Below are 21797 nucleotides of genomic sequence, written 5' to 3'. Positions count from 1 at the left end.
ATGAGCCGGTGAGATGTCAGAACAGCAGCGAGGTGAGTCGGTTGCGAGCGGCCGCGACGCGCGGGTCGGACGCGCCGATCAGACCGAAGAGTTCGACAAGGCGCTCGCGCACCGGGGCGCGCTCGTCGGCAGGCAGCTGAGCGAACAGATCGAGCAGACGTCCGAATGCGTCGTCGACATGCCCGCCGGCGAGATCGAGATCGGCGACGTCGAACTGCGCCTGTACGTCAAGGGGTGCCGCAGCTGCGGCGGCGCGGGCGCTCTGCAGGTCGAGCGTCTGCACGCGAGCGAGCAGACGCACCTGCCCGAGACCGGCTGCGGCCTCTTCATCGCGCGGGTCCTCTGCGAGCGCCTTCTCATAGGCCACGATCGCGGCCGGGTAATCGCCCGCCTCGATCGCCGCGTACGCTTCGGCGTGCAGCGGAGGCAGCTCGGGTTCGGCGGGCCCCTCGACGTCGCGCACGGCGCCGCCGTCGACCGCCAGCGTACCCGTCACGCCGTTCTCGGCGGCGAGCTGCAGCAGCTTCGCGAACACCTCGCGCACTTGCGCTTCGGGCACGGCGCCGGTGAACATCGGAACCGGCTGCCCGGCGATCAGCGCGACCACCATCGGGATCGACTGCGCGCGGAAGCCCTGTGCCAGCTGCGGATTCGCATCGACGTCGACCTTGGCGAGCAGGACACGACCCTCGAGTTCGCGCGTCACCTTCTCGATGATCGGGCTGAGCTGCTTGCAGGGGCCGCACCACTCCGCCCAGAGGTCCACGACCACGGGCACGGTGCGAGAGATCTCGAGGATCTCGCCGAACGACTCGTCGGTCGCGTCGACCACGACGTCGACGACGCCGGGAGCAGCGGCAGCGCCCTCGGCGGGTGCTGCGGGACGGTTGCGGAGCGTCGAGAGGTCGACGGCTCCACGGAGGGCGGCGGGCGAGATCTGGCTCATTTGATCACCTCGACGGAGAGTAGGTTCTGACGGGCTGCGAGCAGATGGATCTGCTCAGTGGATCCCTGCGCGGGTACGGCGAAGAACAGTTGGAACTCGTATTTCGTCGTGATTCCCTTGGCCGATTCCGTGACCCCTGTGAGCGCCTTGGCCTCGGGATTGTTCTCGAACCGGATCACGGCCTCCGACGAGGTCGGCGTCACCGTCTCCGCCTCGATCAGCGTGACCGCCACGATCGCGCCGCTGTCGAGCGTCGTCATCGAGACGGGGGCCGAATCGGAGGGCACGATATCGAACGAGGTCTGCGACGTCGTCGCAGCGTTGTTCGCAGCGAGGTTGTCGACGATAGCCTGACGACTGTCGCGTATCGACTTCGCATAGGCGAGCGCCACATCGTCGTAGGAGCCGTAGGACGGGCTCTGCTCGTTTGCATCCACCACGTCGGCGAACGTCTCGGCCAGCTTGCCGGGGGCGATGCTGAGGAATGCCGAGTCGGCGGGCACCAGTGACGTTCCGAGCCACGGAGCGACGACTTCCGGCACCTTCGTGTCCGCCAGCATCTCGGCGATGTCCGTGATCTTGTAGTTGGACCAGGGATCCTGCTGAGTCATGGTGAGGATGACGGGCGGTGCGGTCTCGTCACCCGTGCTCTTGGTCAGCAGCAGCACCGTGCGCGGCCAGCGATCGGTCGCCTCCGGAAGCACCACCTCGACGTCGTCGGTCGGAATCGCGGCGGGGACCGGCGACTCGGGGATCGCCGTGCGCAGGGCGTAGTCGGTCGTGCGGGCCGCGAGCGCCGCGCCGTCCAGGCGCGTCTTCGCGAGCTCGATGTCCATCGCCCCGTCCGCCTTCTCGAGCGTCGACGAGATCTGCTCGATGATGCGCTTGGCCTGGGACTCCGTCACCGCCGGCGGCTTCTGGTTGTCAGGTGCGATCACGGTCGGCGTCGGAGTCGGCGTGGGCGAAGATGATCCCAGCTGCGGCCACGAGTCCGCCGTGCAGCCGGTGGCGAGAACCGCGGTCACGGCGAGTGCGGGCAGAGCGATCACCCAGCGTCGGCGAGATGGGCGAGCACCGCGCATCTCGGCCTTGGACGGCTTCGTGCTCTCGCCGGCCTCGGACTCGGGAGCTTCGTCCCGCTCGGCAGCGGCGTCCGGCTTCTCTTCGATCGCCGCGCGATCCGCCGCGGGTAGTTCGGCGAGGTCGATCGGCTCCGTGACGGGAAGAGGACCAGGGCCTTTGCGGCGAGGTCCGCGGCCACGACGCTGGTGGCGGATGCCGAGGGCGTACAGGATCAGACCGATGAAGAGAACGACCACACCGCTCGTGACCAGTGGACCGGTCAGCGGCGTCGAGTTGTCGAGCGGCCACGAGACGCTGATGTCGGTGGGCGCGTCCTTCGTGCCGTCATAGGCGATCAGCATGCTCATCCCGTCCGGCAGCTGCATGTTGTCGGCGATGAGCGAGTCCTTCTCCGAGAACGAGTCGAGCCACAGGTCGGACCCTGCGGGGTTGCGGGCCGCTGTCGCCTGCTCGGCGCCGTCGGCGGGCGTCTCGGTCGGCGCCGGCGTCGCGTCGCCGTCACCGGAGTCCGCGTCGGCCGTCGACGCCGACACGAGCTCGACATCGAGCTTGCCGTTCTTCGCGACGCTGACGTGGTTGTAGTCGGAATCGGCCAGCCAGGCCTCCATGTCAGCGGTGCGCCCGTATGCGGCGAAGATCTCGCCGTCACCGCGGACGAGCAGGGTCTGCGCGCCGGGGCGCTCGCGCAGCACATCGCCGTCGAGCAGGACGAACGGGGCAGGTTCGTCGACCTTCACCGACACCTGATCGGACGACGGCCCTAGGAAGATGGTCCGCTGAGCGATGCCCGCACCGATCAGCACCGTGGCCAGCACGAAGGCCGCGACGGCCCAAACGAAACGCACGAAAAGTCTCCTCACGCACCCCGACACTCTGCCCGAGGCGCAAACACTCGACATTTCAGACTAGCGAAAGCACCTGTGTGTTGCCCACGAGATGCGCCGGGCGCGTCCTCACGCGGCACGTCGGACCGGTCGTCGCGTCGTCGATGGATAGCCTGACAGCATCCGTCTTCCGAGGAGCCCCGATGAAGATCCACAATCCGTTCCGCACCGCGCTGGTGGCGACGCTCGGCGTGGGCCTGGGCGTGCTGCTCATCGGCAGCGTGCAGACGCTGTCCACGATCATGCTCTACATCGGCACCGCGCTCTTCCTCAGCCTGGGCCTCGATCCGCTCGTCTCGTTCCTCGAACGACGGCGTCTGCCGCGATGGGCGGCCGTCCTCGTCACGATCCTCGCCGTGCTCGGCGTCTTCGCGGGCATCGTGCTGATCATCCTGCCGGTACTGATCGATCAGATCTCCGACCTGATCGCTCAGATCACCGCGATCGTGGAGCGCGGCAGAGTGCTCGACGATCTGCGCGAGTGGCTGACGGTCACCTTCCCGAATCTTGATGTAGACAAGGTCTTCGCCTACGTCGTGGATTGGCTCGAGACCAACCTCAACGACATCGGCCAGGGCGTGCTCACGGTCAGCGGCGCGGTGCTCAGCGGCCTCTTCGGCACCTTCATCGTGCTCATCCTCACGATCTACCTCACGGCTTCGACGCCGTCGCTCAAGCGAGCCGTGTACCAGCTGGCGCCTGCATCGAAGCGCGAGCGCTTCATCGATCTGGCCGAGCAGATCACCGACTCGGTCGGCTACTACGTGATGGGCCAGGTCACACAGGGCGTGATCAACGGCGTGCTCAGCATGATCTTCCTCTCGATCATCCGCGCGCCGTTCCCGGCCGTGCTCGCGGTCGTGGCCTTCTTCTTCTCGCTGATCCCGCTGGTGGGAACCCTCACCGGCTCGACGATCATCGTGCTGGCGTGCTTGATCCCCGGGCTCGGCTCCCCCGCGACGGCGATCGCCGCGGGCATCTACTACCTGATCTACATGCAGATCGAGGCATACGTCATCTCCCCCCGCATCATGAGCCGTGCCGTGGCAGTCCCGGGCGCGGTCGTCGTCGTCGCTGCCCTCGCCGGCGGCAGCCTGCTGGGTCTTCTGGGAGCGCTGATCGCGATACCCGTCGCGGCCAGCATCCTGATCATCTATCGCCAGGTTCTGATCCCACGCATGAACGAACGATGAGCCTCAGGCTGCCGGCCAGTGCGTGGGCAGCGGAAGCGCCGACGGGTTCACTGCAGCGACGACCTCGGTGAGGACCCGCCTCGTCTGGCTCTCACCCACCCACAGGTGCTTTCCGCCCTCGACCGCGATCAGCCTGGCATGCGGGATCGATGCGAACCGGGTCTCGGCCTCGGGCGGACGCAGATAGTCGTCGAGCTCCGGTACGAGGACGACGACCTCACGGTCCGACTGTGCCCACGCGGCCACCTCGGCCTCGGTTGCGCGGTGCAGCGGAGGCGACAGGAGGATGATGCCTTCTATGTCGTGTTCGCGACCGTACTTCAGTGCGAGCTCGGTGCCGAAGGACCAGCCGAGCAGCCACGGGCGAGGAAGCGCGCGCTCGCGCACGAACTCCATCGCCGCCGCGACGTCGAACTGCTCGGCCCCACCCCCGTCGAACTCTCCGTCGCTCGTGCCCCGCGGAGAGGACGTGCCGCGGGTGTTGAATCTCAGGACTGCGAGGTCCGCCAGCGCCGGAAGACGGGCGGCGGCCTTTCGGAGGATGTGCGAGTCCATGAACCCGCCGGCAGTCGGAAGCGGATGCAGCGTCACGAGCGTCGCGACGGGCTCTCCTGCCTCCGGCAGCGCCAGCTCTCCGACGAGGGTCAGCCCGTCTGACGTCGACAGCTCGATGTCCTCACGACGGGCGGGCAGCTCCAGCGGCCCGCGGATCTCGATGCTCATGCAATCCTCCAGCAGTGCGTGTGCCAATGTCGGCGGGCGGCGAGATCAGCGGCGTCGCCGAGCACGCCGTCGGCCCGCCAGACGACGAGGTGGGCGGTTCCGGACTCGACCGTGCGCCCGCAACCGGGGCAGATGTAGTCTTTCTGCGCCTGAACGGCCGATACCGGCTGCACAGTCCATTCGACGCCACGACGGACTTCGCTGCGCTTCCAGGAGGACAGCAGCCGATCGAGAGAGTCGTCGGGGTCAGGGCGCGACGGACGGCGCTTGCGCGAGCGGGCCATGACCCGCCATCACCACCAGTGGTTCTTGGTCCAGAACGCGTAGGCGCCCGCCCAGCCGCCGTAGCGGCTGGTGGCGTATCCCGTACCCCAGCGGAGATTGTCGACCGGGTCGTACCCGTTGCCGGGGACCTTGCTGCACGGCAGCGCCTGGACGAGACCGCAAGCGCCCGACGACTTGTTCGTGGCGTTGGGGTTCCAGCCGCTCTCGTGCGACACGATGTAGTCCACGTAGCCCCAGTCGGACTCGGCGATGCCGGCCGCAGCCATCCACTCGGCTGGTGCTCCGCCACCTGTGTAGAAGAGGGGTCCCCCTCCCCCTCCACCGCCGCCCGTCGACGCGGGCTTCGCGGTCGGGGTGGGAGTGGGTTTGGGCGTGACGTACACCGAGAACGCGCCGCGATCCGCCGGTGCGATCGCCGCACCATCGACCGTGACCGTGAGGTCTTGCGTATCGACGAGAGCGACCGAGTACATCGACTCGGCGACCGCGGCTTCAGGCGGATCTGCCAGGGCGATACCCGTCGGGGCGACGATCGCTGCGGCGAATCCGACCACGGCGACACCGGCGACGACGCCGGCCACGCGGCGACGGACCGTGCCCGCGCGCGGCGACAGCGCGCGCGACGCAGGCAGCGTCGTCACGCTCTTTCGTTCGGAGATCATGTCGTTTCGGGAGTTCACGATGGCTGGCAGTCTACCGGTCGAGCCTGGGATGACCGTGGGAACTCTCAGCGAACGGCCAGGATGACGTCGATAGTCGCGTCCAGAAGCGCGTCGACCTGTTCCTCGCGATAGCCGCCGCGCTGCATGCGGAACGCGGCGGACCTCAGCTGCTCGGCCGTGAGCGGCTCGCCATCGCGCAGGTAGCGCACGATGCGCGTCGCGACGTGATCGACTTCGTCGATCCGGTACCCGAACGTGAGCATCCCGGTACGGGCGAAGCGATGCTTCCTCCGACGCGCAAGGTGATCGAGGATCACCTGCGCCTCTCCCCTGGCCTGCTCCACCCAGGCGCCGGCGCCCTGGCTGCGGACCACACGATCGCGTTCGCGGCCCGCGAGCGCATCCTCGACACGGCTCAGGGCCGCATCGACCTCGGCCACCACATAACCGTTCTTCACAAGCGGGAACGATGCGATGCGGACGTCGGAGGCCGAAAGGTCGCCGTCGCCCTCGAACGCCTTGCGCGCCGCGGCAAGGAACGTGTCGACCGCAGCGCGGTGATACCCCCGGGTGCGGCCATGAGTCAGCGAGAACGCGGGCGGCGTCTCGTCGGCCTCATCCAGATCGAGAACGTCGTCAGTGGACATCACAGCACCACCCAAGGTGAGAGAAGAAAGTAGAGACACAGCGCGGGGATGGTCGACGGCAGGATGCTGTCGAGCCGGTCGAGCAGACCCCCGTGACCGGGGAGCCAGGAGCTCATGTCCTTGATCCCGATATCGCGTTTGAGCATGGACTCGCCGAGATCCCCCAGCGTCGCCGTGAGGAGGACCGCGACGCCGAAGATCGCTCCGGCCCACCACGGCAGCTCCAGCAGGAACAGCGCGAGCAGGACGCCCGCCGTGATCGAGGCGACCACGGCTCCGGCGAAGCCCTCCCAGGTCTTCTTCGGGCTGATCCGCGGAGCCATCGGATGCTTGCCGAAGGCGAGACCGCTGGCATACGCACCGGTGTCGGCGGCCACCGCGATCGCGATGAAGCCGAGCACCCACCACTGCCCGCCTTCCTGCCGCAGCAGGATCAGTGCGATGGCGGCGAAGAACGGCACGTAGATCTGCACGAAGCCGCCGATCACGGCATCCGCCAGGACGTCGCCGTAGGTGCGGCCGTCCTGTGCGACCATCTGACCCACCAGGCGCCACACGATCACGAAGGCGACGCCGAGGAACAGCAGCGCCCAGACCAGCCAGATCTGCACGAAGTACGCCGGGATCACGATCAGAGCGGCCGACAGCAGCTGCGGCAGGAGATCGATGCGACGACCCGCGCCGCGCAGGGCGAGGGCGAGCTCGTACACGCCCAGAAGAGCGGCGGCCAGGGCCAGCGGAACGAAGAACACCTTGAAGAACAGCAGCGACGCGAGCAGGGCGGCGCCGAAGGCGAGACCGATCGCGATCGCGAGGATGAGATCGCGACCCGTGCGCTGCTTGATCCGCTCGTTCCGCTGCTTTATGCGCTCATTCGCCTGATCGAACTGATCACGCGCATGCGACACGTGGTTCTCGAACTCGCCGCGCGCCGCGCGCCACTGCTCGCGGATCGCGTTGTGCTCCCCCGTGTCCAGCGGGTCGGGCGCATCAGCGGGCAGGGGCGGACGCGGCGGGATGCTCTCGGCATCGAAGCCTGGGAACGCCTCATCGGCCAGCGGCATGCCGCCGTCCGGAGTCGCCGACTCTCGCGCCTCCCGGCGCGTCTGCGGAGTGCCGTCGTCGGCTCCGCGCGAATCGTCGTCGGACATGTCCGATCAGACCTCGAGGAGCTCTGCTTCTTTGCGCTTGAGAGCGTCGTCGATCAGATCGACGTGCTGGCGCGTGAGCGCGTCGAGCTCCTTCTCGCCGCGGGCGATCTCGTCTTCGCCGAGTTCGCTCTTGAGAGCGTCGAGCTCGTCCTTCGCCTTGCGGCGGATGCCGCGGACGTGGACCTTCGCGTCCTCGCCCTTCGCCTTGACGATCTTGACGTACTCCTTGCGACGATCGGCGGTCAGCTCGGGCATCGTGACGCGGACGATGCTGCCGTCGTTCGACGGGTTCGCCCCGAGATTCGGCATGTCCCGGATCGCCTGCTCGATGGCCTTGAGCGCCGACTTGTCGTAGGGCGTGATGATGAGCGAGCGCGCCTCGGGGTTCGCGAGCGACGCGAGCTGCGCCAGCGGGGTCGGCGTGCCGTAGTAGTCCACCAGAACCTTCTGGAACATCTGGGGGTTCGCGCGGCCGGTGCGGACCGTTGCGAAGTCCTCCTTGGCAGCGTCGACCGCACGCGTCATGCGAGAGGTGGTTTCAGCGAGGACATCCGCGATCACGGTGACTCCTATCGTCGGGGTGTTCTGAAAATTCTATCGGGCGAAGGCTCTGCGACTGGTGAGGTCAGGCCGTGACGAGCGTGCCGATCGGCTCGCCGAGCAGAGCGCGGGTCACGTTGCCGGCCGGCTCCATGCCGAACACGCGCATGTCCATGTTGTTGTCCATGCAGAGGCTGAAGGCGGTGGAGTCGACGACCTTGAGCCCGCGCTGCAGCGCGTCGCGGTAGGTGACGCGTTCGATGCGCTCGGCATCCGCGTGCTTGTTCGGGTCGGCGGTGTAGATCGCGTCGACGCCGTTCTTGGCGACGAGCACCTCCTGTGCGCCGATCTCGAGCGCGCGCTGCGCGGCGACCGTGTCGGTGGAGAAGTAGGGCAGCCCCGCGCCGGCGCCGAAGATGACGACGCGCCCCTTCTCCATGTGGCGCTCCGCGCGCCGCGGAATGTACGGCTCGGCGACCTGGGTCATCGAGATCGCCGACTGCACGCGAGTCGGGGCGCCCGCCTGCTCGAGGAAGTCCTGGAGGGCGAGAGCGTTCATCACTGTGCCGAGCATGCCCATGTAATCCGCGCGTCCGCGGTCCATGCCGCGCTGGCTGAGTTCGGCGCCGCGGAAGAAGTTGCCTCCGCCGACGACGATCGCGATCTCGACCCGGTCGACGGCCGCGGCGATGTCGCGGGCGATCTGGCTCACGACGTCGGGGTTGACGCCGAGCTGGCCGGCACCGAATGCCTCGCCGGAGAGCTTGAGCAGGACGCGGCGGCGTCCGGTGCGTTCGGTCATGGGTGGTGTCCTCTCATCCCGATTCAAGATAGTGCCTCTTGGGCATGAAGAAGGGGTCCGGATCGAGATGATCCGAACCCCTTCGACGGTGTTACGCGCCGACCTTGAAGCGAGCGAAGTCCGTCACGGTGATACCGGCGTCCTTCGCCACCTGGGCGACGGACAGCTTGTTGTCCTTCGCGTAGTCCTGCTCGAGCAGGGCGACCTGCTTGATGAACGCGGAGACACGGCCTTCGACGATCTTCGGCAGGGCGGCCTCGGGCTTGCCCTCGTTGCGGGAGATCTCGGTGACGATCTCGCGCTCCTTCTCGACGGCGTCCGCGGGGACGTCCTCACGAGACAGGTACGACGGGTTCGCGAACGAGATGTGCTGCGCGATGCTGCGAGCGGTCTCGGCGTCGTCGCCCGTGTAGGCGACGACGACTCCGATCTGCGGAGGCAGATCCTTGCTCGTGCGGTGGAGGTAGACCTCGACCTTGTCGCCGGTCACGGTGCGGACCTGGCGCAGCTCGACCTTCTCGCCGATGATCGCGGCCTCTTCCGAGATGACCGTCTCGACGTTCTTGTCTCCGGCCGGAGCTGCCAGAGCAGCCTCGACCGAGTCCGCCTTGACGGCGGCGACAGCGTCGGCGACCTTGTCGGCCAGCGCGATGAAGCGCTCGTTCTTCGCGACGAAGTCGGTCTCGCAGGCGAGCTCGACGAGCGTCACAGCGCCGTCCTGCTCGCGAGCGACGATGAGGCCCTCGCTGGTCGAACGGTCAGCGCGCTTGGCGTTGCCCTTGGCACCCTTGAGACGCAGGATCTCGGTGGCCTTCTCGACGTCGCCGTCGGCCTCCTCGAGCGCCTTCTTGGTGTCGACCATTCCCGTTCCGAGCTGCTCACGCAGCGCCTTGAGGTCGGCGATGGTGAAGTTGGCCATGTGTGGTGGCTCCTTGCTTCGTAGGTGTGTGTGCGTGGTGTACGCGTGGATTACTTGGCGTCGGCGTCGACGGCGGCAGCCTCGACCTCGACGACCTCAGCCTCGGCGGCGGGAGCCTCAGCGACCTCGGCCTCGACAGCCTCGACGACCTCAGCCTCAGCGGCGGGAGCCTCGACGACCTCAGCGGCGGGAGCCTCGACAGCGCCCTCCTCGGCCGGAGCCTCGAGCAGCTCGCGCTCCCAGTCGGCGAGCGGCTCAGCGTCGCCCGTCTCGGGGTTGTGCTTCTGCTGCAGGCCTTCGGCCGCGGCATCCGCGATGATGCGGGTGAGCAGCGAGACCGAGCGGATCGCGTCGTCGTTGCCGGGGATCGGGTACTGGAAGTCGTCGGGGTCGGCGTTCGTGTCGAGGATGCCGATCACCGGGATGCCGAGCTTCTTGGCCTCATCGATCGCGAGGTGCTCGCGCTTGGCGTCGACGACCCACAGGGCCGACGGCGTCTTGGTGAGGTTGCGGATGCCGCCGAGCGACTTGTGCAGCTTGTCGAGCTCGCGCTTCTTGAGAAGGAGCTCCTTCTTGGTGAAGCCGGAAGCCGCGGGGTTCTCGTAGTCGAGCTCCTCGAGCTCCTTCATGCGGGCGAGACGCTTCGCGATGGTCTGGAAGTTGGTGAGGAGTCCGCCGAGCCAGCGCTGGTTGACGTAAGGCTGGCCGACACGGGTCGCCTGCTCCGCGAGGATCTCCTGCGCCTGCTTCTTCGTGCCGACGAAGAGGATCGTGCCACCGTGGGCGACGGTCTCCTTGACGAAGTCGTAGGCCTTGTCGATGTAGCCGAGCGACTGCTGCAGGTCGATGATGTGGATGCCGCTGCGCTCGGTGAGGATGAAGCGCTTCACCTTCGGGTTCCACCGACGGGTCTGGTGTCCGAAGTGCACGCCGCTGTCGAGCAGCTGGCGGATGGTGACCACAGCCATGGTCGTCTCCTTGTTCTGGCGCGTGGCGCCGTTGAGGTTATCGCCGATCGGTCGATCGGACTGCCTGGTGCCCGGCACACGCCCGCCACCTCTGAAGAGGTGGACCTGTGGGAGTGGATGCCGCGACCGGAGTCGCTCTGGGCACGCGTAGTCACCCCGATTTCGAGGTGCTCCCCCAGCATACAGGATGCCGCCGCCTCCGACGCTCTCTGCACAGAGTGCGGACTCTGCCGAGTTCTCCCCTGTCTCGGTCGTTCAGGAGCGGGAACGCGCGCGCCGACTCGGCTGGACGAGAAGGATGACGAGCATGCGACCGCCCCCGTGCCTCGGTGCCCTCATCGCCCTCGCTCTCTTGCTTCCGCTTGCGGGGTCGCCCTCTGCTGCGGCCTCGACGGCGTCAGCCGCACCGCATGCCGACACCGCGTCGCGCGAAGACGACACGGGCGACTGGCTATGGCCCGTCGACGGGCCGCACACGGTTGTCGCCGCGTATCGCGCACCGGCGCACGAGTACGGCGCCGGTCACAGAGGCATCGACATAGCGGCCGGTGTCGGTGATCCCGTACGTGCACCCGCAGATGGCGTGGTCGCCTTTCGAGGCACTGTGGTCGATCGTCCGCTGATCACGATCGACCACGAAGGCGGATACGTGACGACCTTCGAGCCGCTGCTCTCGGAGCTGTCGCCGGGCGACGCGGTGACAGCCGGCGACGTGATCGGCACGGTCGACGTCGGCGGGCACTCCGCGCCCGGCACTCTCCACGTGGGCGTGCGTCTCCATGGTGTCTACATCAATCCGCTGCTGCTGTTCGGGGACGTTCCGCGGGCGGTGCTGCTCCCCTGCTGCGGGCCCATCTGAGCAGCAGGGCGCAACGCTGCGGCCGGCTCACCCTCGCGCCCAAGCGGCTGCGTGCTGCTTGCCCCTGGGCCCGACAGGCTGCGGGGCGTGCTCAGGCTCGTGGATGGGCGAGGCGATAGGTCGCAGTGAGACGCTCGGCCGACACATGCGTGTAGATCTGCGTGGTGCCGAGGCTCGCGTGGCCGAGGATCTCCTGCACGGCGCGCAGATCGGCTCCGCCGTCGAGCAGGTGCGTGGCGGCGGTGTGTCTGAGGGCATGCGGGCCGACCGTGTCCGCTCCGACGAACGGGCCCAGCGCGTCGGCGACCACCGTGTAGACCGTGCGCGGCCCGATGCGTCCGCCCCGCGCCCCGAGGAACACCGCCGCCGGAACGATATCTGCTCTGGCCGCGAACACTGGCCTGCCCCGGGTCAGAAAGGCGCCGACCGCGGTGCGTGCCGGAATCCCGAACGGGACGACACGCTCTTTCGATCCCTTACCGAGCACTCGTGCGGTGCCACGGTCGAGGTCGAGGTCGTCGAGGTCGAGCCCGCACAGCTCCGACACCCGAATGCCTGCGCCGTAGAGAAGCTCGAGGATGGCGTGGTCGCGCAGAGCGACAGGATCGCCTCCGGCCGCCGCATCGCGCCGGGCGTCGAGCAGCGCGGTCATGGCGTCGTGGGACGCGACGGTGGGCAGAGTGCGTCCGCGCTTGGGGGCGATCAGCCGCAGACTCGGATCGTGTGGGATCAAGCCTTCATCCTGTGCCCAGCTGAAGAAGGACCGGGCCGCCGCGGCGCGGCGCGCGAGCGTCGACCGGGCGTCGCCCCGTTGCGTCGCCCGCCACAGCCAGTCGCGCAGCGCCTCGAGATCGACATCCTGCACGTCACGGTCACCGATGCTGTCGCCCAGGTCGCGGAGATCGGCACGGTATGCCCGCACGGTGGCCGGCGACAGGCGCCGCACATGCTGCAGGTGCTCGGCGAACGCCTGAGCCGCGACGAAGAACTCCATCTCCACAGCTTGCCTCGCCGCGTGCCCCCGGATCGGCAGCCTCGCCGCGGCATCGCCGAGCGGTGCGCCGTCGGGCTCACGCAGCGCCCGCGCTCCGACGCCACCCGGCGCCGGAGCGCGCGACGGCTCCCTCGAGCTCGAGAAGTCCGAGCAGAGCCTCGACTCTCGTCACCGACAGACCGCTGCGGCGCGCGAGTTCCTGAGCCGGAACCGCCGTACGCGTGCTCAAGGCGTCGCGCAGCCGGACCTGCTCGGGATCGGCGGCGGCATCGCCCTGCGTCATCCCGACGGTCGTCTCCCAGAGCTCCCGGATCTCGGCCGTCGTCGTGACGCACCGGGCGTCGTAATCGCGCAGCAGGCGATGGCAGCCGGACGATGTGGCGGACGTCACCGGACCAGGGACAGCGCCGAGCGGGCGACCCAACGAGGCGGCGTGTCCGGCGGTGTTGATCGAACCGCTGCGCCACCCCGCTTCGACGACGACAGTGGCCTGCCCGAGAGCGGCGATCAGCCGGTTGCGGCTGAGGAACCGCCACTTCGTCGGGGCAGTACCGCACGGCACCTCGCTCACGACGGCACCCTTGACTGCGATCTCGCGGGAGCAGGCTCTGATGCCCCTGCGGATATGCGCGGTCCACACCTCCGGCGAGGAGCGCGACGGTGGCTCCGCCGACGCCGAGCGCGGCGCGATGCGCGGCGCCGTCGATGCCGTAAGCACCACCCGAGATCACGACTGCGCCGCTCCCGGCGAGATCGCCGGCGAACTCTGCGGCGATCAGATCGCCATAGCCGCTCGACGCCCGCGCGCCGACGATCGCGACCCTGGGTTCAGCGCTGAGCAGCCCGGCATCTCCCCTGACCCACAGCATGGTCGGGGCATGAACGTCGAGGTCGTCCATCGCCGCCGGCCACAGGGCACCGCCAGGCAGCACGAGCCGCGCCCGTACGGCCTCCGCACCGTGGAGCGCGTCGAGAACGGCCTGCGGCGATGCGCGGGGCCGCCAGCGCTCGATCGCCTCCTGCAGCGCTCGTGGGGGTGTCACCGGCGGCACGAGCACGGCATCGGCATCTGTCGCCACGCGCAGCGCTTCGACCGGTCCGAGTTCAGCGATCAGCGCACCGGCGACACCATCTCCGGGCTCGGCGAGCACGTTCCACGCGACTCTGGCCAGCACCTCGTCGACGTCGCGTTCCGAGCACGCCGCCCGCGCCGCATCCTTCGCTTCGGAATCCTGCAGCAGTCGCGCGATCATGCGCTGCGTCCCTTCTTCAGATACAGGGCTCGCCCCACCTGGTCCCGCCCCGGATGGTCGACGCCGGCGAGATCGGCCATGGTCCAGGCCAGTCGAAGGACCCTGTCGTACCCGCGCAGCGTGAGAGCCCCGCGCTCCAGTGCCCGGTCGAGGGGGCTCCTCGCCTCTGCGCTCACGCGGCGCGCGCCCTGCCTCAGCCAGGTCCCCGGCACGTCTCCGTTCAACCGCCACGGAGTGCCGCGCAGCCGATGAGCCGCTCGCTCTCTCGCTGCGAGCACCCGTTCCCGCGCCTGAGCAGTGGATGTCTCGGATCGCTCGGCCGATGTCGCGCGCGCCGCCGCGACGCGCGCGACCTGCAACTCGATGTCTATGCGGTCTCGCAACGGCCCGGAGAGCCTGTCGGCATATCGGCGAATCGCCAGGGAGGGGCAGACGCACTCCGCGCCGCGTACTCCGTAGTTGCCGCACGGACAGGGGTTCATCGCCAGGATGAGCTGGAAGCGCGCGGGGAACCGCGCGATGAAGCCTGACCTGTGCACCTCGATCGCCCCCGACTCGAGCGGCTGCCGGAGCGCGTCCAGAGCGACGCGCGAGAACTCCGCCGCCTCGTCGAGGAAAAGCACTCCCCTGTGCGCGCGCACGATGGCGCCGGGACGCACGACCCGCGATCCGCCGCCCACCAGCGCTGCGACCGAAGCGCTGTGATGAGGAGCCTCGAGCGGAGAGATCCGGTCGAGGCTGTCGACCGGATCGCCGACGAGAGAGCGGATCGAGGCGACTTCGAGCGCCTCGTCGTCTGTGAGCGGAGGGAGTATCCCCGGAAGGCGACGGGCGAGCATCGTCTTGCCGGCCCCCGGTGGTCCGCTGAGCAGCAGATGATGCCCGCCAGCTGCAGCCACGACGAGCGCGTCGATGGCGTCCTCCTGGCCGACGACGTCCGCGAGATCGAGAACCGACGGCGGCTCCGCGACGTGGGCGGCGCCCGCGACCGGTTCCACCTGCGGGACCGCGACCTCGGCACCGTGCCACGCCGCGACTTCGGCGAGCGACACGGCCGCTCGCACTTCGATGCCAGGCACGAGCCGCGCTTCAGCCGCGTTCGCGAACGGCACGACCACCCGCTCGAAGCCGGCGCGCGCGGCCGCGAACACGGCGGGCAGCACACCTGTCACCGGACGCACACGGCCGTCCAGACCGAGCTCTCCGATGTGCACGGTGCGAGAGATCGACTCGCGGCGCAGAGAACCACCCGCCGCGAGCGTCGACACCGCGATGCTCAGATCGAAACCGGAACCCTGCTTCGGCAGACTGGCCGGCGACAGGTTCACCGTCAGCCGGCGTCGGGGCAGATCCAGGCCCGCGTTCTTACAGGCGTTGTGCACCCGCTGAACGGCCTCTCCCAGCGCCTTATCGGGCAAGCCGATGATCTTGAACTCGGGCGTCTGATTCGACAGATCGGCCTCGACCTCGACGAGATGGCCGTCGACCCCTGTGAGAGCGACCGCCCAGGTCCGCGCGGTCTTCACGAAAGGTCCTGCAGATGCTCGAGCGTGCCGGCATCCGGGTCCGCTCCGATGATGCCGATCGCGTCGAGCCTGACTCTGCGTCCGTACGCCCGTTCAGGGTGAGCCTCGATCCAGGCGTGAGCGAGCTGCCACAGGCGTCTGCGCTTGCGGACGTCGACCGCCTCGAAGGGGTGGCCGAAAGCGGCCGATCGTCGCGTCTTGACCTCGACCACGCACAAGGCGCCATCGACCGCGGCGATGATGTCGAGCTCGCCTTGCGCGCACCGCCAATTGCGGTCGAGGATCTCGTATCCGCTCTCGATCAGATAGCGGACCGCCCGGTCTTCACCGGCTCTGCCGAGGATGTCTTTCGCTGCCATGACGACATGGTCGCGAAGATCTCGTTACGCTCGACGCGGTCTGCTCGCGGAACGACGCGGGAATGTGGATATCCCGTCGAACGAGAACGGTTGTGCAGAGTTATTCGCCGTCGAGCGACAGCTCCTGAGGAAGCTCGAACTCGCGGCGCTGCAGCTCCTCGACGTTCACGTCTTTGAAGGTCAGGACCCGCACAGCCTTCACGAAGCGGTCGGCGCGATAGATGTCCCACACCCAGACGTCGGTCATCGAGATCTCGAAATAGAAGTCGTGCTCGGTGTCACGCCGCACGACGTTGACCTCGTTCGCCAGATAGAACCGACGCTCGGTCTCGACGACGTAGGCGAACTGGCCGACCACGTCCCGGTACTCGCGGAACAGCGCCAGCTCGAGTTCGCGGTCGTAGTCGTCGAATGCTTCCTCATCCATGATGAGTCCATCCTAGAGTCGCACGCGGCGGCGGGCCGCACCTCGCCCGCTCAGAACAGGGTGGGAGCGTCGGTGATCGCCCATGAAGCACGGTGGTACGGCGAGAGACCGAGCGTGCGGATCGCGTCGCGATGCTCCGTGCTGGCATAGCCCTTGTTGCGGCTCCACTGATAGTCGGGGTAGGTGTCGTGCAGTTCCGTCATGTACGTGTCGCGCGCGACCTTGGCGATGACGGATGCCGCTGATACCGACGCGCAGTCGCGATCCGCCTTCACCTGGGAGCGCACTCGCAGCGGGACCGGATGCACGCGCGACACGTAGTCGTGGTTGCCGTCGAGCAGCACGAGCGCACTCTCGACCGCGAAGCCCTGTTCGACCACGCTCTGCACCGCGCGGGAGGCAGCAAGACCGAGCGCGCGCATGATGCCGACCTCATCGATCTCGGCGGCACTCGCCCAGCCGACACCGGATGCCGACACCCACGCGGCCGCGCGGGTCGCGACGTCGGGACGGCGCTTCTCCGTGACGAGCTTCGAATCACGAAGACCCTCCGGCACCCGTCTGCGGGCTCCCGCGGCGTCCATCACCGCTGCACCGACCGCGACCGGTCCTGCCAGAGCTCCCCTGCCGACCTCGTCGAGAGCGATGATCAGCTCGCACTCGGAGAGCAGCTTGCGCTCGAGTGTGAGCTTCGGGGCGATCACCGTCATTCGGGATCCGGAACGCCGTTGAACGAGTCGTGGTGCGCGTCGATCGTGCCGAACCGGCTCAACGGCCAGGTCGTCAGGAAGGCCTTGCCGACGACGTTCGCCATCGGCACGAAGCCTCCGCTCGGGAGCTCCTGGTGCTCTCGCGAGTCCCGAGAACGGTCGCGGTTGTCGCCGAGCAGCCAGAGGGAGCCGCTGGGAACCGTCACGTCGAACGGCTCGTTCGATGCCGCCGTGTCGCCCTGAGGAAGGTTGAGATACGAGAGTTCGTCGACCGGCGTGCCGTTGATCGTGATCTGCCCCAGAGCGTTGCAGCACACGACGTGGTCGCCGGGGAGACCGATGATCCGCTTCACCAGATGGTCCTGGGAGTCGGTCGCGGAGATTCCCACGAGCGTCAGCACCCAGTCGATCGCCTGCACGAGAGGCGGCTGCGGCGGCGTCGCGGGCTGCGCGTCGAGCCAGCCGCCCGGGTCCTTGAACACGACGACGTCGCCGCGTTCGTAGCCCGCCCAGCGCGGGGTGAGCTCGTCGACGAGGATCCTGTCGTTGACCATGAGCGTCTGCTCCATGGATGCGGACGGGATGTAGAACGAGCGGACGACGAAGGTCTTCACGACGAACGACACGAGAGCTGCGATCACGACGATCACCAGCACGTCGCGGAGGAAGACGACGAGTCCGCGCCTCTTCTTCACCGGTGGCGTGGGTGCGGACGCGGATTCAGTCGTCATCGGTTTCCTTCACAGACTCGGCCGTTCGAGCACGGCCCTACCAAGGTTCGCACAGGTGGGGGAAAACACAGCACCCCGGGACATCGTGTCCCGGGGTGCTGTGGAGATGCTGCGACTCAGCGGTCGCGCTTCTCCTTGATCTTCGCCTTCTTGCCGCGGAGGTTGCGGAGGTAGTAGAGCTTCGCGCGACGCACGTCACCGCGGGTGACGACCTCGATGTGGTCGATCACCGGGGAGTGCACCGGGAAGGTGCGCTCGACGCCGACCTGGAAGCTGATCTTGCGAACGGTGAACGTCTCGCGAACGCCGTCGCCCTGGCGGCCGATGACGACGCCCTTGAAGACCTGGATACGAGAGCGGGTGCCCTCGGTGATGTTCACGTGGACGTTGACGGTGTCACCGGCGTTGAAGTCGGGGATGTCCGAACGGAGGGAAGCCGCATCAACGGCGTCGAGGATCTGCATGATCGTCTCTCTCTGCACTCGCCTCAGGTCGGTTGCATGTTTTCATAGGAACAAGAACAGGTGTGCGTCGTACGGAGCAGATGCTTCCGCGGGTTCCCCTGAGGCAGAACCGGTCACGGCACAAACATCCATTCTGCCACGGAACGCCGCGGTGACCAAAACGGGGCTCAGTCGCGCGGATCGCTCTCACGCACGACGATGACCTCTGGTTCGCGCTCGGTCGTGGCGGACGACGGCTGGCCGGGGACGGTCGACCAGGAGATCGTCTCGCGGATGCGGATGCCGGCGCCCTTGGCCTCGTTCCACAACTGCCACAGCTGCAGCCAGATCAGGCCGATGCCGACGACGATCGCGCCGGCGAGCAGCCATCCGAAGGCCCCGTCGATGAAGCATCCGACTGCGATGGTCAGACCGTGCCACAGCGTGAATCCCGCGACGTCCCACCACGACACCGCGCGTTCGGCACGTACCGACGCACGTGACCGCGTCAGCAGCGTGAGCAGCAACTGGCCCAGGAACACCGAGGGCACGGCGATGAACAGCACCCACAACATCCCCCAGCCGGCGTGGAACACGATCCCGCCGAGCACCAGCCACAGCGGCAGCACGAAGGCCGCCGGCAGCAGCCACCGGAAGAACGCCTCACGCAACCTCATGCCAAGAATCGTACGTCGCCCTGACGTCGCGAGCCGGCGTGTTCGCTGTGAGCGCGCGAACGCCGGGCATCGCCGCATCAGGGAGAATGGACGGGACGAGAGGACTGACGATGATCGAACTGCGCACCCCTGCTGAGATCGACGAGATGCGCGCCGCCGGCCGCTTCGTCGCCGAGACCCTGGCGACGCTGCGAGACGAGACGAAGGTCGGCACGAACCTGCTCGCCATCGACCGCCGGGCGCATGACATGATCCGCAAGGCGGGCGCGGAGTCCTGCTACATCGACTATCACCCGTCGTTCGGCGCGAGCCCGTTCGGCAAGGTCATCTGCACCTCCGTGAATGACGCCGTCCTGCACGGTCTCCCCCACGACTACGCGCTGCGAGACGGCGATCTCGTCTCACTCGACTTCGCCGTCTCGGTCGATGGCTGGGTCGCAGACTCCGCGGTGTCCTTCGTCGTCGGCACCCCGCGCGACGAGGACCTCCGGCTGATCGAGACCACCGAGCGAGCGCTCGACGCCGCGATCACCGCGGCCGTCGTCGGCAATCGCATCGGCGACATCTCCGCTGCGATCGCGGCGGTCTCTCGTGGCGAGGGCTACTCGATCAACACCGATTTCGGCGGCCACGGCGTCGGACGCATCATGCACGGCGACCCGCACGTGCCCAACGACGGGCGCGCCGGTCGCGGCTTCCCGCTGCGCGCCGGTCTCGTGTTCGCACTCGAGCCTTGGCTCCTCGCTACGACCGATGAGCTCGTCACCGACCCGGATGGCTGGACGCTGCGCAGCGTCGACGGCTCACGCGGAGCACACTCCGAGCACACCGTCGCAGTCACCGACGAGGGTCCGATCGTCCTGACCGACCGCTCGTTCCTCGGAGTCGACTGACGCCACGCACGCCGTGGCTGCGGCAGCTCTCAACTTCGTCGGTACAGGAACAGATCGGTGACGAGCGGCAGATCGAACTCTGCACGCTCGGCCGTCTGCGGGTCACGGTCGAGGATGCGCTCGATCGCCTGAGTCATCTCCGTTCGCGTGACGTCGTCCGCGACGAGGAACGTGCTCACCGTCGACCACCGGCCGAGATAGTCGGCGCGAGTGATGCGCTCGCTCCAGCGCAGCTCGGCGCGCTCCACGAACGCGAACCCGGGAAGGTCCTCGGCGGCGCTGGCGGACGTGCCGTCGACGTCGGCAACGGCTGGATGCGCGATCTGATGCGCGGCACGATCCCACGCGCATGCGGGGTCCGCATGATTCCAGAGGAGGCCGAGCATTCCGCCCGGGATGAGGATCCTGGCGATCTCGGCGCACGCCGGTTCACGATCGAACCAGTGGAACGCCTGTGCGACCGACACCGCATCGACCGAGGAATCAGGAACTGGGATGCTCTCGGCAGTCCCCTCGAACGCCTCGACGTCGGGGAACTTCGAACGAAGAACGTCGAGCATCGGAGCTGCGGGTTCGACGGCGATGACCCGATCCGCGCGCCCGAGCAGCTGTTCGGTGAACTTGCCGGTCCCCGCGCCGAGGTCGAGTGCGACGCCGACCGGTTCCGGGATCAGCATCCGAGCCGCGGCTGCGGGGAACCCCGGTCGGAAACGGTCGTAGTCCGCTCCCGTGCGCTCGAACGACTTCGCCAGCGTCTCATCGACCATGCCTCGACGCTACCAGCGCGCATCCGTGTGCCATATTGAGTGCATGATCCCGCAGGACCGTCACGTGCCGGAGCGCCTCTTCCTGGCGCGGCACGGACAGACCAGCTGGAATCTCGAGCATCGGCTGCAGGGGCAGCTGGACTCACCTCTCACGCCCGAGGGCCTCCGTCAGGCGAAGGTCATCGCCGAGCACCTCGCGGGCTCCGACATCACGGTGGTCTGCACGAGCCCGCTCGGGCGGGCGCTGCGCACAGCGGCGATCATCTCCGAGCGTCTCGATGTCGAACTGATCGAGGTCGAGGACCTCGCCGAGGTGCACCACGGCGAGATGGCCGGCCTGACCTGGGAGGAGATCGACGTCAGATACCCGGAAGCACGGGCCGACCGAGCGGCGAACCGCTACGGATGGGGGTTCCCCGGCGGCGAGAGCTACGCCCAGGCTCGTGCACGCGCGCGCCGAGCCCTGTCCGTCTGCGGCTGGGCCGCGAGCGGGGTGCCGCTTCTCGTCAGCCACGAGATGATCGGACGGATGCTGCGCGCGGAGCTGCGCGGACTCGACGCCAGCAGCGCGCTCGCGCTCCGGCATCCGCACGACGTCGTCTTCGAGATCGAGAACGGGATCGAGCGGATCCGTTGAATTCGGAGCTCAGACGGGGTTCGGCTCGCTGTCGTCCGGAAGCAGGTCGGGGCGCCGCGTCCTCGTGCGATGGATCTGCTGCTCTCGGCGCCAGGTCGCAATGGCTCCGTGGTTGCCGCTGAGCAGCACATCGGGTACAGCACGCTCACGCCAGACGGAGGGCTTCGTGTACGAGGGGTACTCGAGGAGGCCGTCTTCGTGAGACTCCTCGACGAGGCTCTCCGGGTTTCCGACGACGCCGGGGATCAGTCGGCCGATCGCCTCGATCATCGCCATCGTGGCGACCTCTCCCCCGTTCAGCACGTAGTCGCCGAGGCTCATCAGGCGCACTTCGCCGATCGTCGAGGCGTACTCGAACACGCGCTCGTCGATGCCCTCGTACCGTCCGCAGCCGAAGATGAGGTGCTCGCGGGTAGCGAGGTCGCGGGCCTTCGCCTGTGTGAACACCTCGCCGGCGGGCGACGGGAAGATGATGGTCGGGCGCTCGGACCCTGCGCCCAGCTCATCGAGGGCCAGCCCCCAGGGCTCGGGCTTCATCACCATGCCGGCGCCACCGCCGTACGGCGTGTCGTCGACCGTGCGGTGCCTATCGTGCGTCCAGTCGCGGAGATCACGAACGGTCAGATCGAGGATGCCTGAGTCGCGGGCCTTCCCGAGAAGGGAGAGTGTCAGACCGTCGAAGTACGACGGGAAGATCGAGAGGACGTCGATGCGCACG

26 protein-coding genes and 1 pseudogene are annotated in these 21797 nt (G+C 68.0%); 4 read left to right on the top strand and 23 right to left on the bottom strand.

Annotated features, from left to right (window positions below; translation table 11 throughout):
- Window positions 1-16: 16 nt before the first annotated feature.
- Both QFZ53_RS11895 and QFZ53_RS11890 read right to left on the bottom strand, forming a co-directional pair.
- Window positions 17-946 (bottom strand): tetratricopeptide repeat protein, encoded by a 930-nt coding sequence (locus tag QFZ53_RS11895; protein ID WP_307296633.1) that lies wholly within the window; start codon window positions 944-946, stop codon window positions 17-19.
- Entirely contained in the window at window positions 943-2874 is a 1932-nt protein-coding gene (locus QFZ53_RS11890) for a glycosyl transferase (RefSeq protein WP_307296630.1), read from the bottom strand. Before QFZ53_RS11890 ends, QFZ53_RS11895 begins: the two co-directional genes overlap by 4 nt.
- Before the next feature lie 182 nt (window positions 2875-3056).
- Between QFZ53_RS11890 and QFZ53_RS11885 the strand changes: the two genes are divergently transcribed.
- Window positions 3057-4106 (top strand): AI-2E family transporter, encoded by a 1050-nt coding sequence (locus tag QFZ53_RS11885; protein WP_292908916.1) that lies wholly within the window; start codon window positions 3057-3059, stop codon window positions 4104-4106.
- Between the two features lie 3 nt (window positions 4107-4109).
- Here the strand turns inward: QFZ53_RS11885 and QFZ53_RS11880 are convergent, their stop codons facing one another.
- The 9 genes from QFZ53_RS11880 to rpsB form a co-directional block, all read right to left on the bottom strand.
- On the bottom strand, window positions 4110-4829 hold the full coding sequence (locus tag QFZ53_RS11880; RefSeq protein WP_307296627.1) for an alpha/beta hydrolase: 720 nt from the start codon (window positions 4827-4829) through the stop codon (window positions 4110-4112).
- A complete protein-coding gene (locus tag QFZ53_RS11875; RefSeq protein ID WP_292908920.1) occupies window positions 4826-5113 on the bottom strand; it encodes a hypothetical protein in 288 nt (95 codons plus the stop codon). The genes QFZ53_RS11880 and QFZ53_RS11875 overlap by 4 nt, the downstream gene beginning before the upstream one ends.
- 9 nt (window positions 5114-5122) lie before the next feature.
- Window positions 5123-5794 carry a transglycosylase SLT domain-containing protein gene (locus tag QFZ53_RS11870; protein WP_292908922.1) on the bottom strand — a complete coding sequence of 224 codons (672 nt, stop codon included), beginning with the start codon at window positions 5792-5794 and terminating at the stop codon, window positions 5123-5125.
- Window positions 5795-5841: 47 nt separating this feature from the next.
- A complete protein-coding gene (locus QFZ53_RS11865) occupies window positions 5842-6423 on the bottom strand; it encodes a DivIVA domain-containing protein (RefSeq protein ID WP_292908924.1) in 582 nt (193 codons plus the stop codon).
- Window positions 6423-7574, bottom strand: a complete 1152-nt coding sequence (locus QFZ53_RS11860; RefSeq protein ID WP_307296622.1) for a phosphatidate cytidylyltransferase — start codon at window positions 7572-7574, stop codon at window positions 6423-6425. Before QFZ53_RS11860 ends, QFZ53_RS11865 begins: the two co-directional genes overlap by 1 nt.
- A 6-nt stretch (window positions 7575-7580) precedes the next feature.
- Window positions 7581-8135, bottom strand: coding sequence for a ribosome recycling factor (gene frr, locus QFZ53_RS11855; RefSeq protein ID WP_307296620.1), 555 nt, complete (start codon window positions 8133-8135; stop codon window positions 7581-7583).
- A gap of 64 nt (window positions 8136-8199) precedes the next feature.
- Window positions 8200-8916, bottom strand: a complete 717-nt coding sequence (gene pyrH, locus QFZ53_RS11850; protein WP_045258661.1) for a UMP kinase — start codon at window positions 8914-8916, stop codon at window positions 8200-8202.
- Between the two features lie 91 nt (window positions 8917-9007).
- Window positions 9008-9835 (bottom strand): translation elongation factor Ts, encoded by an 828-nt coding sequence (tsf, locus tag QFZ53_RS11845; RefSeq protein ID WP_292908934.1) that lies wholly within the window; start codon window positions 9833-9835, stop codon window positions 9008-9010.
- 50 nt (window positions 9836-9885) lie between these two features.
- Window positions 9886-10803, bottom strand: a complete 918-nt coding sequence (rpsB, locus tag QFZ53_RS11840; RefSeq protein WP_307296616.1) for a 30S ribosomal protein S2 — start codon at window positions 10801-10803, stop codon at window positions 9886-9888.
- A gap of 307 nt (window positions 10804-11110) precedes the next feature.
- Here rpsB and QFZ53_RS11835 point away from each other — a divergent pair, with 307 nt between their 5' ends.
- Window positions 11111-11662, top strand: a complete 552-nt coding sequence (locus tag QFZ53_RS11835; RefSeq protein ID WP_307296614.1) for a murein hydrolase activator EnvC family protein — start codon at window positions 11111-11113, stop codon at window positions 11660-11662.
- Between the two features lie 91 nt (window positions 11663-11753).
- Here QFZ53_RS11835 and QFZ53_RS11830 read toward each other — a convergent pair whose 3' ends face one another.
- The 10 genes and pseudogenes from QFZ53_RS11830 to QFZ53_RS11785 form a co-directional block, all read right to left on the bottom strand.
- A complete protein-coding gene (locus QFZ53_RS11830) occupies window positions 11754-12656 on the bottom strand; it encodes a tyrosine recombinase XerC (RefSeq protein WP_307296611.1) in 903 nt (300 codons plus the stop codon).
- Window positions 12657-12732: 76 nt separating this feature from the next.
- Entirely contained in the window at window positions 12733-13227 is a 495-nt protein-coding gene (locus QFZ53_RS11825) for a DNA-processing protein DprA (RefSeq protein ID WP_307296609.1), read from the bottom strand.
- Window positions 13228-13318: 91 nt separating this feature from the next.
- Window positions 13319-13555, bottom strand: a pseudogene (locus QFZ53_RS11820) (DNA-processing protein DprA); the annotation flags it as partial.
- 350 nt (window positions 13556-13905) lie between these two features.
- Window positions 13906-15435 (bottom strand): YifB family Mg chelatase-like AAA ATPase, encoded by a 1530-nt coding sequence (locus QFZ53_RS11815; RefSeq protein ID WP_307296606.1) that lies wholly within the window; start codon window positions 15433-15435, stop codon window positions 13906-13908.
- Window positions 15432-15794 carry a YraN family protein gene (locus QFZ53_RS11810; protein ID WP_292908945.1) on the bottom strand — a complete coding sequence of 121 codons (363 nt, stop codon included), beginning with the start codon at window positions 15792-15794 and terminating at the stop codon, window positions 15432-15434. The genes QFZ53_RS11815 and QFZ53_RS11810 overlap by 4 nt, the downstream gene beginning before the upstream one ends.
- Window positions 15795-15894: 100 nt before the next feature.
- Window positions 15895-16221 carry a DUF2469 family protein gene (locus QFZ53_RS11805; protein ID WP_130496829.1) on the bottom strand — a complete coding sequence of 109 codons (327 nt, stop codon included), beginning with the start codon at window positions 16219-16221 and terminating at the stop codon, window positions 15895-15897.
- 50 nt (window positions 16222-16271) lie between these two features.
- A complete protein-coding gene (locus tag QFZ53_RS11800; protein WP_292908949.1) occupies window positions 16272-16931 on the bottom strand; it encodes a ribonuclease HII in 660 nt (219 codons plus the stop codon).
- Window positions 16928-17662, bottom strand: a complete 735-nt coding sequence (lepB, locus tag QFZ53_RS11795) for a signal peptidase I (RefSeq protein ID WP_292908951.1) — start codon at window positions 17660-17662, stop codon at window positions 16928-16930. Before lepB ends, QFZ53_RS11800 begins: the two co-directional genes overlap by 4 nt.
- A gap of 116 nt (window positions 17663-17778) precedes the next feature.
- Window positions 17779-18126, bottom strand: coding sequence for a 50S ribosomal protein L19 (rplS, locus tag QFZ53_RS11790; RefSeq protein WP_045259246.1), 348 nt, complete (start codon window positions 18124-18126; stop codon window positions 17779-17781).
- Window positions 18127-18293: 167 nt separating this feature from the next.
- Window positions 18294-18782: an MFS transporter permease gene (locus QFZ53_RS11785; protein WP_307296600.1), complete on the bottom strand. Its 489-nt coding sequence runs from the start codon at window positions 18780-18782 to the stop codon at window positions 18294-18296.
- Window positions 18783-18892: 110 nt separating this feature from the next.
- Here QFZ53_RS11785 and map point away from each other — a divergent pair, with 110 nt between their 5' ends.
- Window positions 18893-19675 carry a type I methionyl aminopeptidase gene (gene map / locus QFZ53_RS11780; RefSeq protein WP_307296597.1) on the top strand — a complete coding sequence of 261 codons (783 nt, stop codon included), beginning with the start codon at window positions 18893-18895 and terminating at the stop codon, window positions 19673-19675.
- A gap of 29 nt (window positions 19676-19704) precedes the next feature.
- Here map and QFZ53_RS11775 read toward each other — a convergent pair whose 3' ends face one another.
- The gene (locus QFZ53_RS11775; protein WP_307296595.1) at window positions 19705-20442 is read right to left on the bottom strand and encodes a class I SAM-dependent methyltransferase; all 738 of its coding nucleotides are present in this window, start codon (window positions 20440-20442) and stop codon (window positions 19705-19707) included.
- A 43-nt stretch (window positions 20443-20485) separates the two neighbouring features.
- Here QFZ53_RS11775 and QFZ53_RS11770 point away from each other — a divergent pair, with 43 nt between their 5' ends.
- Window positions 20486-21079, top strand: a complete 594-nt coding sequence (locus QFZ53_RS11770) for a histidine phosphatase family protein (RefSeq protein WP_292908961.1) — start codon at window positions 20486-20488, stop codon at window positions 21077-21079.
- 9 nt (window positions 21080-21088) lie between these two features.
- Here QFZ53_RS11770 and trmD read toward each other — a convergent pair whose 3' ends face one another.
- The gene (trmD, locus tag QFZ53_RS11765) at window positions 21089-21796 is read right to left on the bottom strand and encodes a tRNA (guanosine(37)-N1)-methyltransferase TrmD (protein ID WP_292908963.1); all 708 of its coding nucleotides are present in this window, start codon (window positions 21794-21796) and stop codon (window positions 21089-21091) included.
- Window position 21797 lies beyond the last annotated feature (1 nt).

Source organism: Microbacterium natoriense (genome assembly GCF_030816295.1).
Lineage (GTDB): Bacteria > Actinomycetota > Actinomycetes > Actinomycetales > Microbacteriaceae > Microbacterium > Microbacterium natoriense_A.
This window is presented reverse-complemented; position numbering and strand designations above follow the sequence as displayed.

Coding starts and splice junctions, on each gene's coding strand:
- QFZ53_RS11895 (WP_307296633.1), bottom strand. CDS start 946: ATGAGCCAGATCTCGCCCGCCGCCCTCCGTGGAGCCGTCGACCTCTCG.
- QFZ53_RS11885 (WP_292908916.1), top strand. CDS start 3,057: ATGAAGATCCACAATCCGTTCCGCACCGCGCTGGTGGCGACGCTCGGC.
- QFZ53_RS11880 (WP_307296627.1), bottom strand. CDS start 4,829: ATGAGCATCGAGATCCGCGGGCCGCTGGAGCTGCCCGCCCGTCGTGAG.
- QFZ53_RS11875 (WP_292908920.1), bottom strand. CDS start 5,113: ATGGCCCGCTCGCGCAAGCGCCGTCCGTCGCGCCCTGACCCCGACGAC.
- QFZ53_RS11865 (WP_292908924.1), bottom strand. CDS start 6,423: ATGTCCACTGACGACGTTCTCGATCTGGATGAGGCCGACGAGACGCCG.
- QFZ53_RS11860 (WP_307296622.1), bottom strand. CDS start 7,574: ATGTCCGACGACGATTCGCGCGGAGCCGACGACGGCACTCCGCAGACG.
- pyrH (WP_045258661.1), bottom strand. CDS start 8,916: ATGACCGAACGCACCGGACGCCGCCGCGTCCTGCTCAAGCTCTCCGGC.
- tsf (WP_292908934.1), bottom strand. CDS start 9,835: ATGGCCAACTTCACCATCGCCGACCTCAAGGCGCTGCGTGAGCAGCTC.
- rpsB (WP_307296616.1), bottom strand. CDS start 10,803: ATGGCTGTGGTCACCATCCGCCAGCTGCTCGACAGCGGCGTGCACTTC.
- QFZ53_RS11835 (WP_307296614.1), top strand. CDS start 11,111: ATGCGACCGCCCCCGTGCCTCGGTGCCCTCATCGCCCTCGCTCTCTTG.
- QFZ53_RS11830 (WP_307296611.1), bottom strand. CDS start 12,656: ATGGAGTTCTTCGTCGCGGCTCAGGCGTTCGCCGAGCACCTGCAGCAT.
- QFZ53_RS11810 (WP_292908945.1), bottom strand. CDS start 15,794: ATGGCAGCGAAAGACATCCTCGGCAGAGCCGGTGAAGACCGGGCGGTC.
- QFZ53_RS11805 (WP_130496829.1), bottom strand. CDS start 16,221: ATGGATGAGGAAGCATTCGACGACTACGACCGCGAACTCGAGCTGGCG.
- QFZ53_RS11800 (WP_292908949.1), bottom strand. CDS start 16,931: ATGACGGTGATCGCCCCGAAGCTCACACTCGAGCGCAAGCTGCTCTCC.
- lepB (WP_292908951.1), bottom strand. CDS start 17,662: ATGACGACTGAATCCGCGTCCGCACCCACGCCACCGGTGAAGAAGAGG.
- rplS (WP_045259246.1), bottom strand. CDS start 18,126: ATGCAGATCCTCGACGCCGTTGATGCGGCTTCCCTCCGTTCGGACATC.
- QFZ53_RS11785 (WP_307296600.1), bottom strand. CDS start 18,782: ATGAGGTTGCGTGAGGCGTTCTTCCGGTGGCTGCTGCCGGCGGCCTTC.
- map (WP_307296597.1), top strand. CDS start 18,893: ATGATCGAACTGCGCACCCCTGCTGAGATCGACGAGATGCGCGCCGCC.
- QFZ53_RS11775 (WP_307296595.1), bottom strand. CDS start 20,442: ATGGTCGATGAGACGCTGGCGAAGTCGTTCGAGCGCACGGGAGCGGAC.
- QFZ53_RS11770 (WP_292908961.1), top strand. CDS start 20,486: ATGATCCCGCAGGACCGTCACGTGCCGGAGCGCCTCTTCCTGGCGCGG.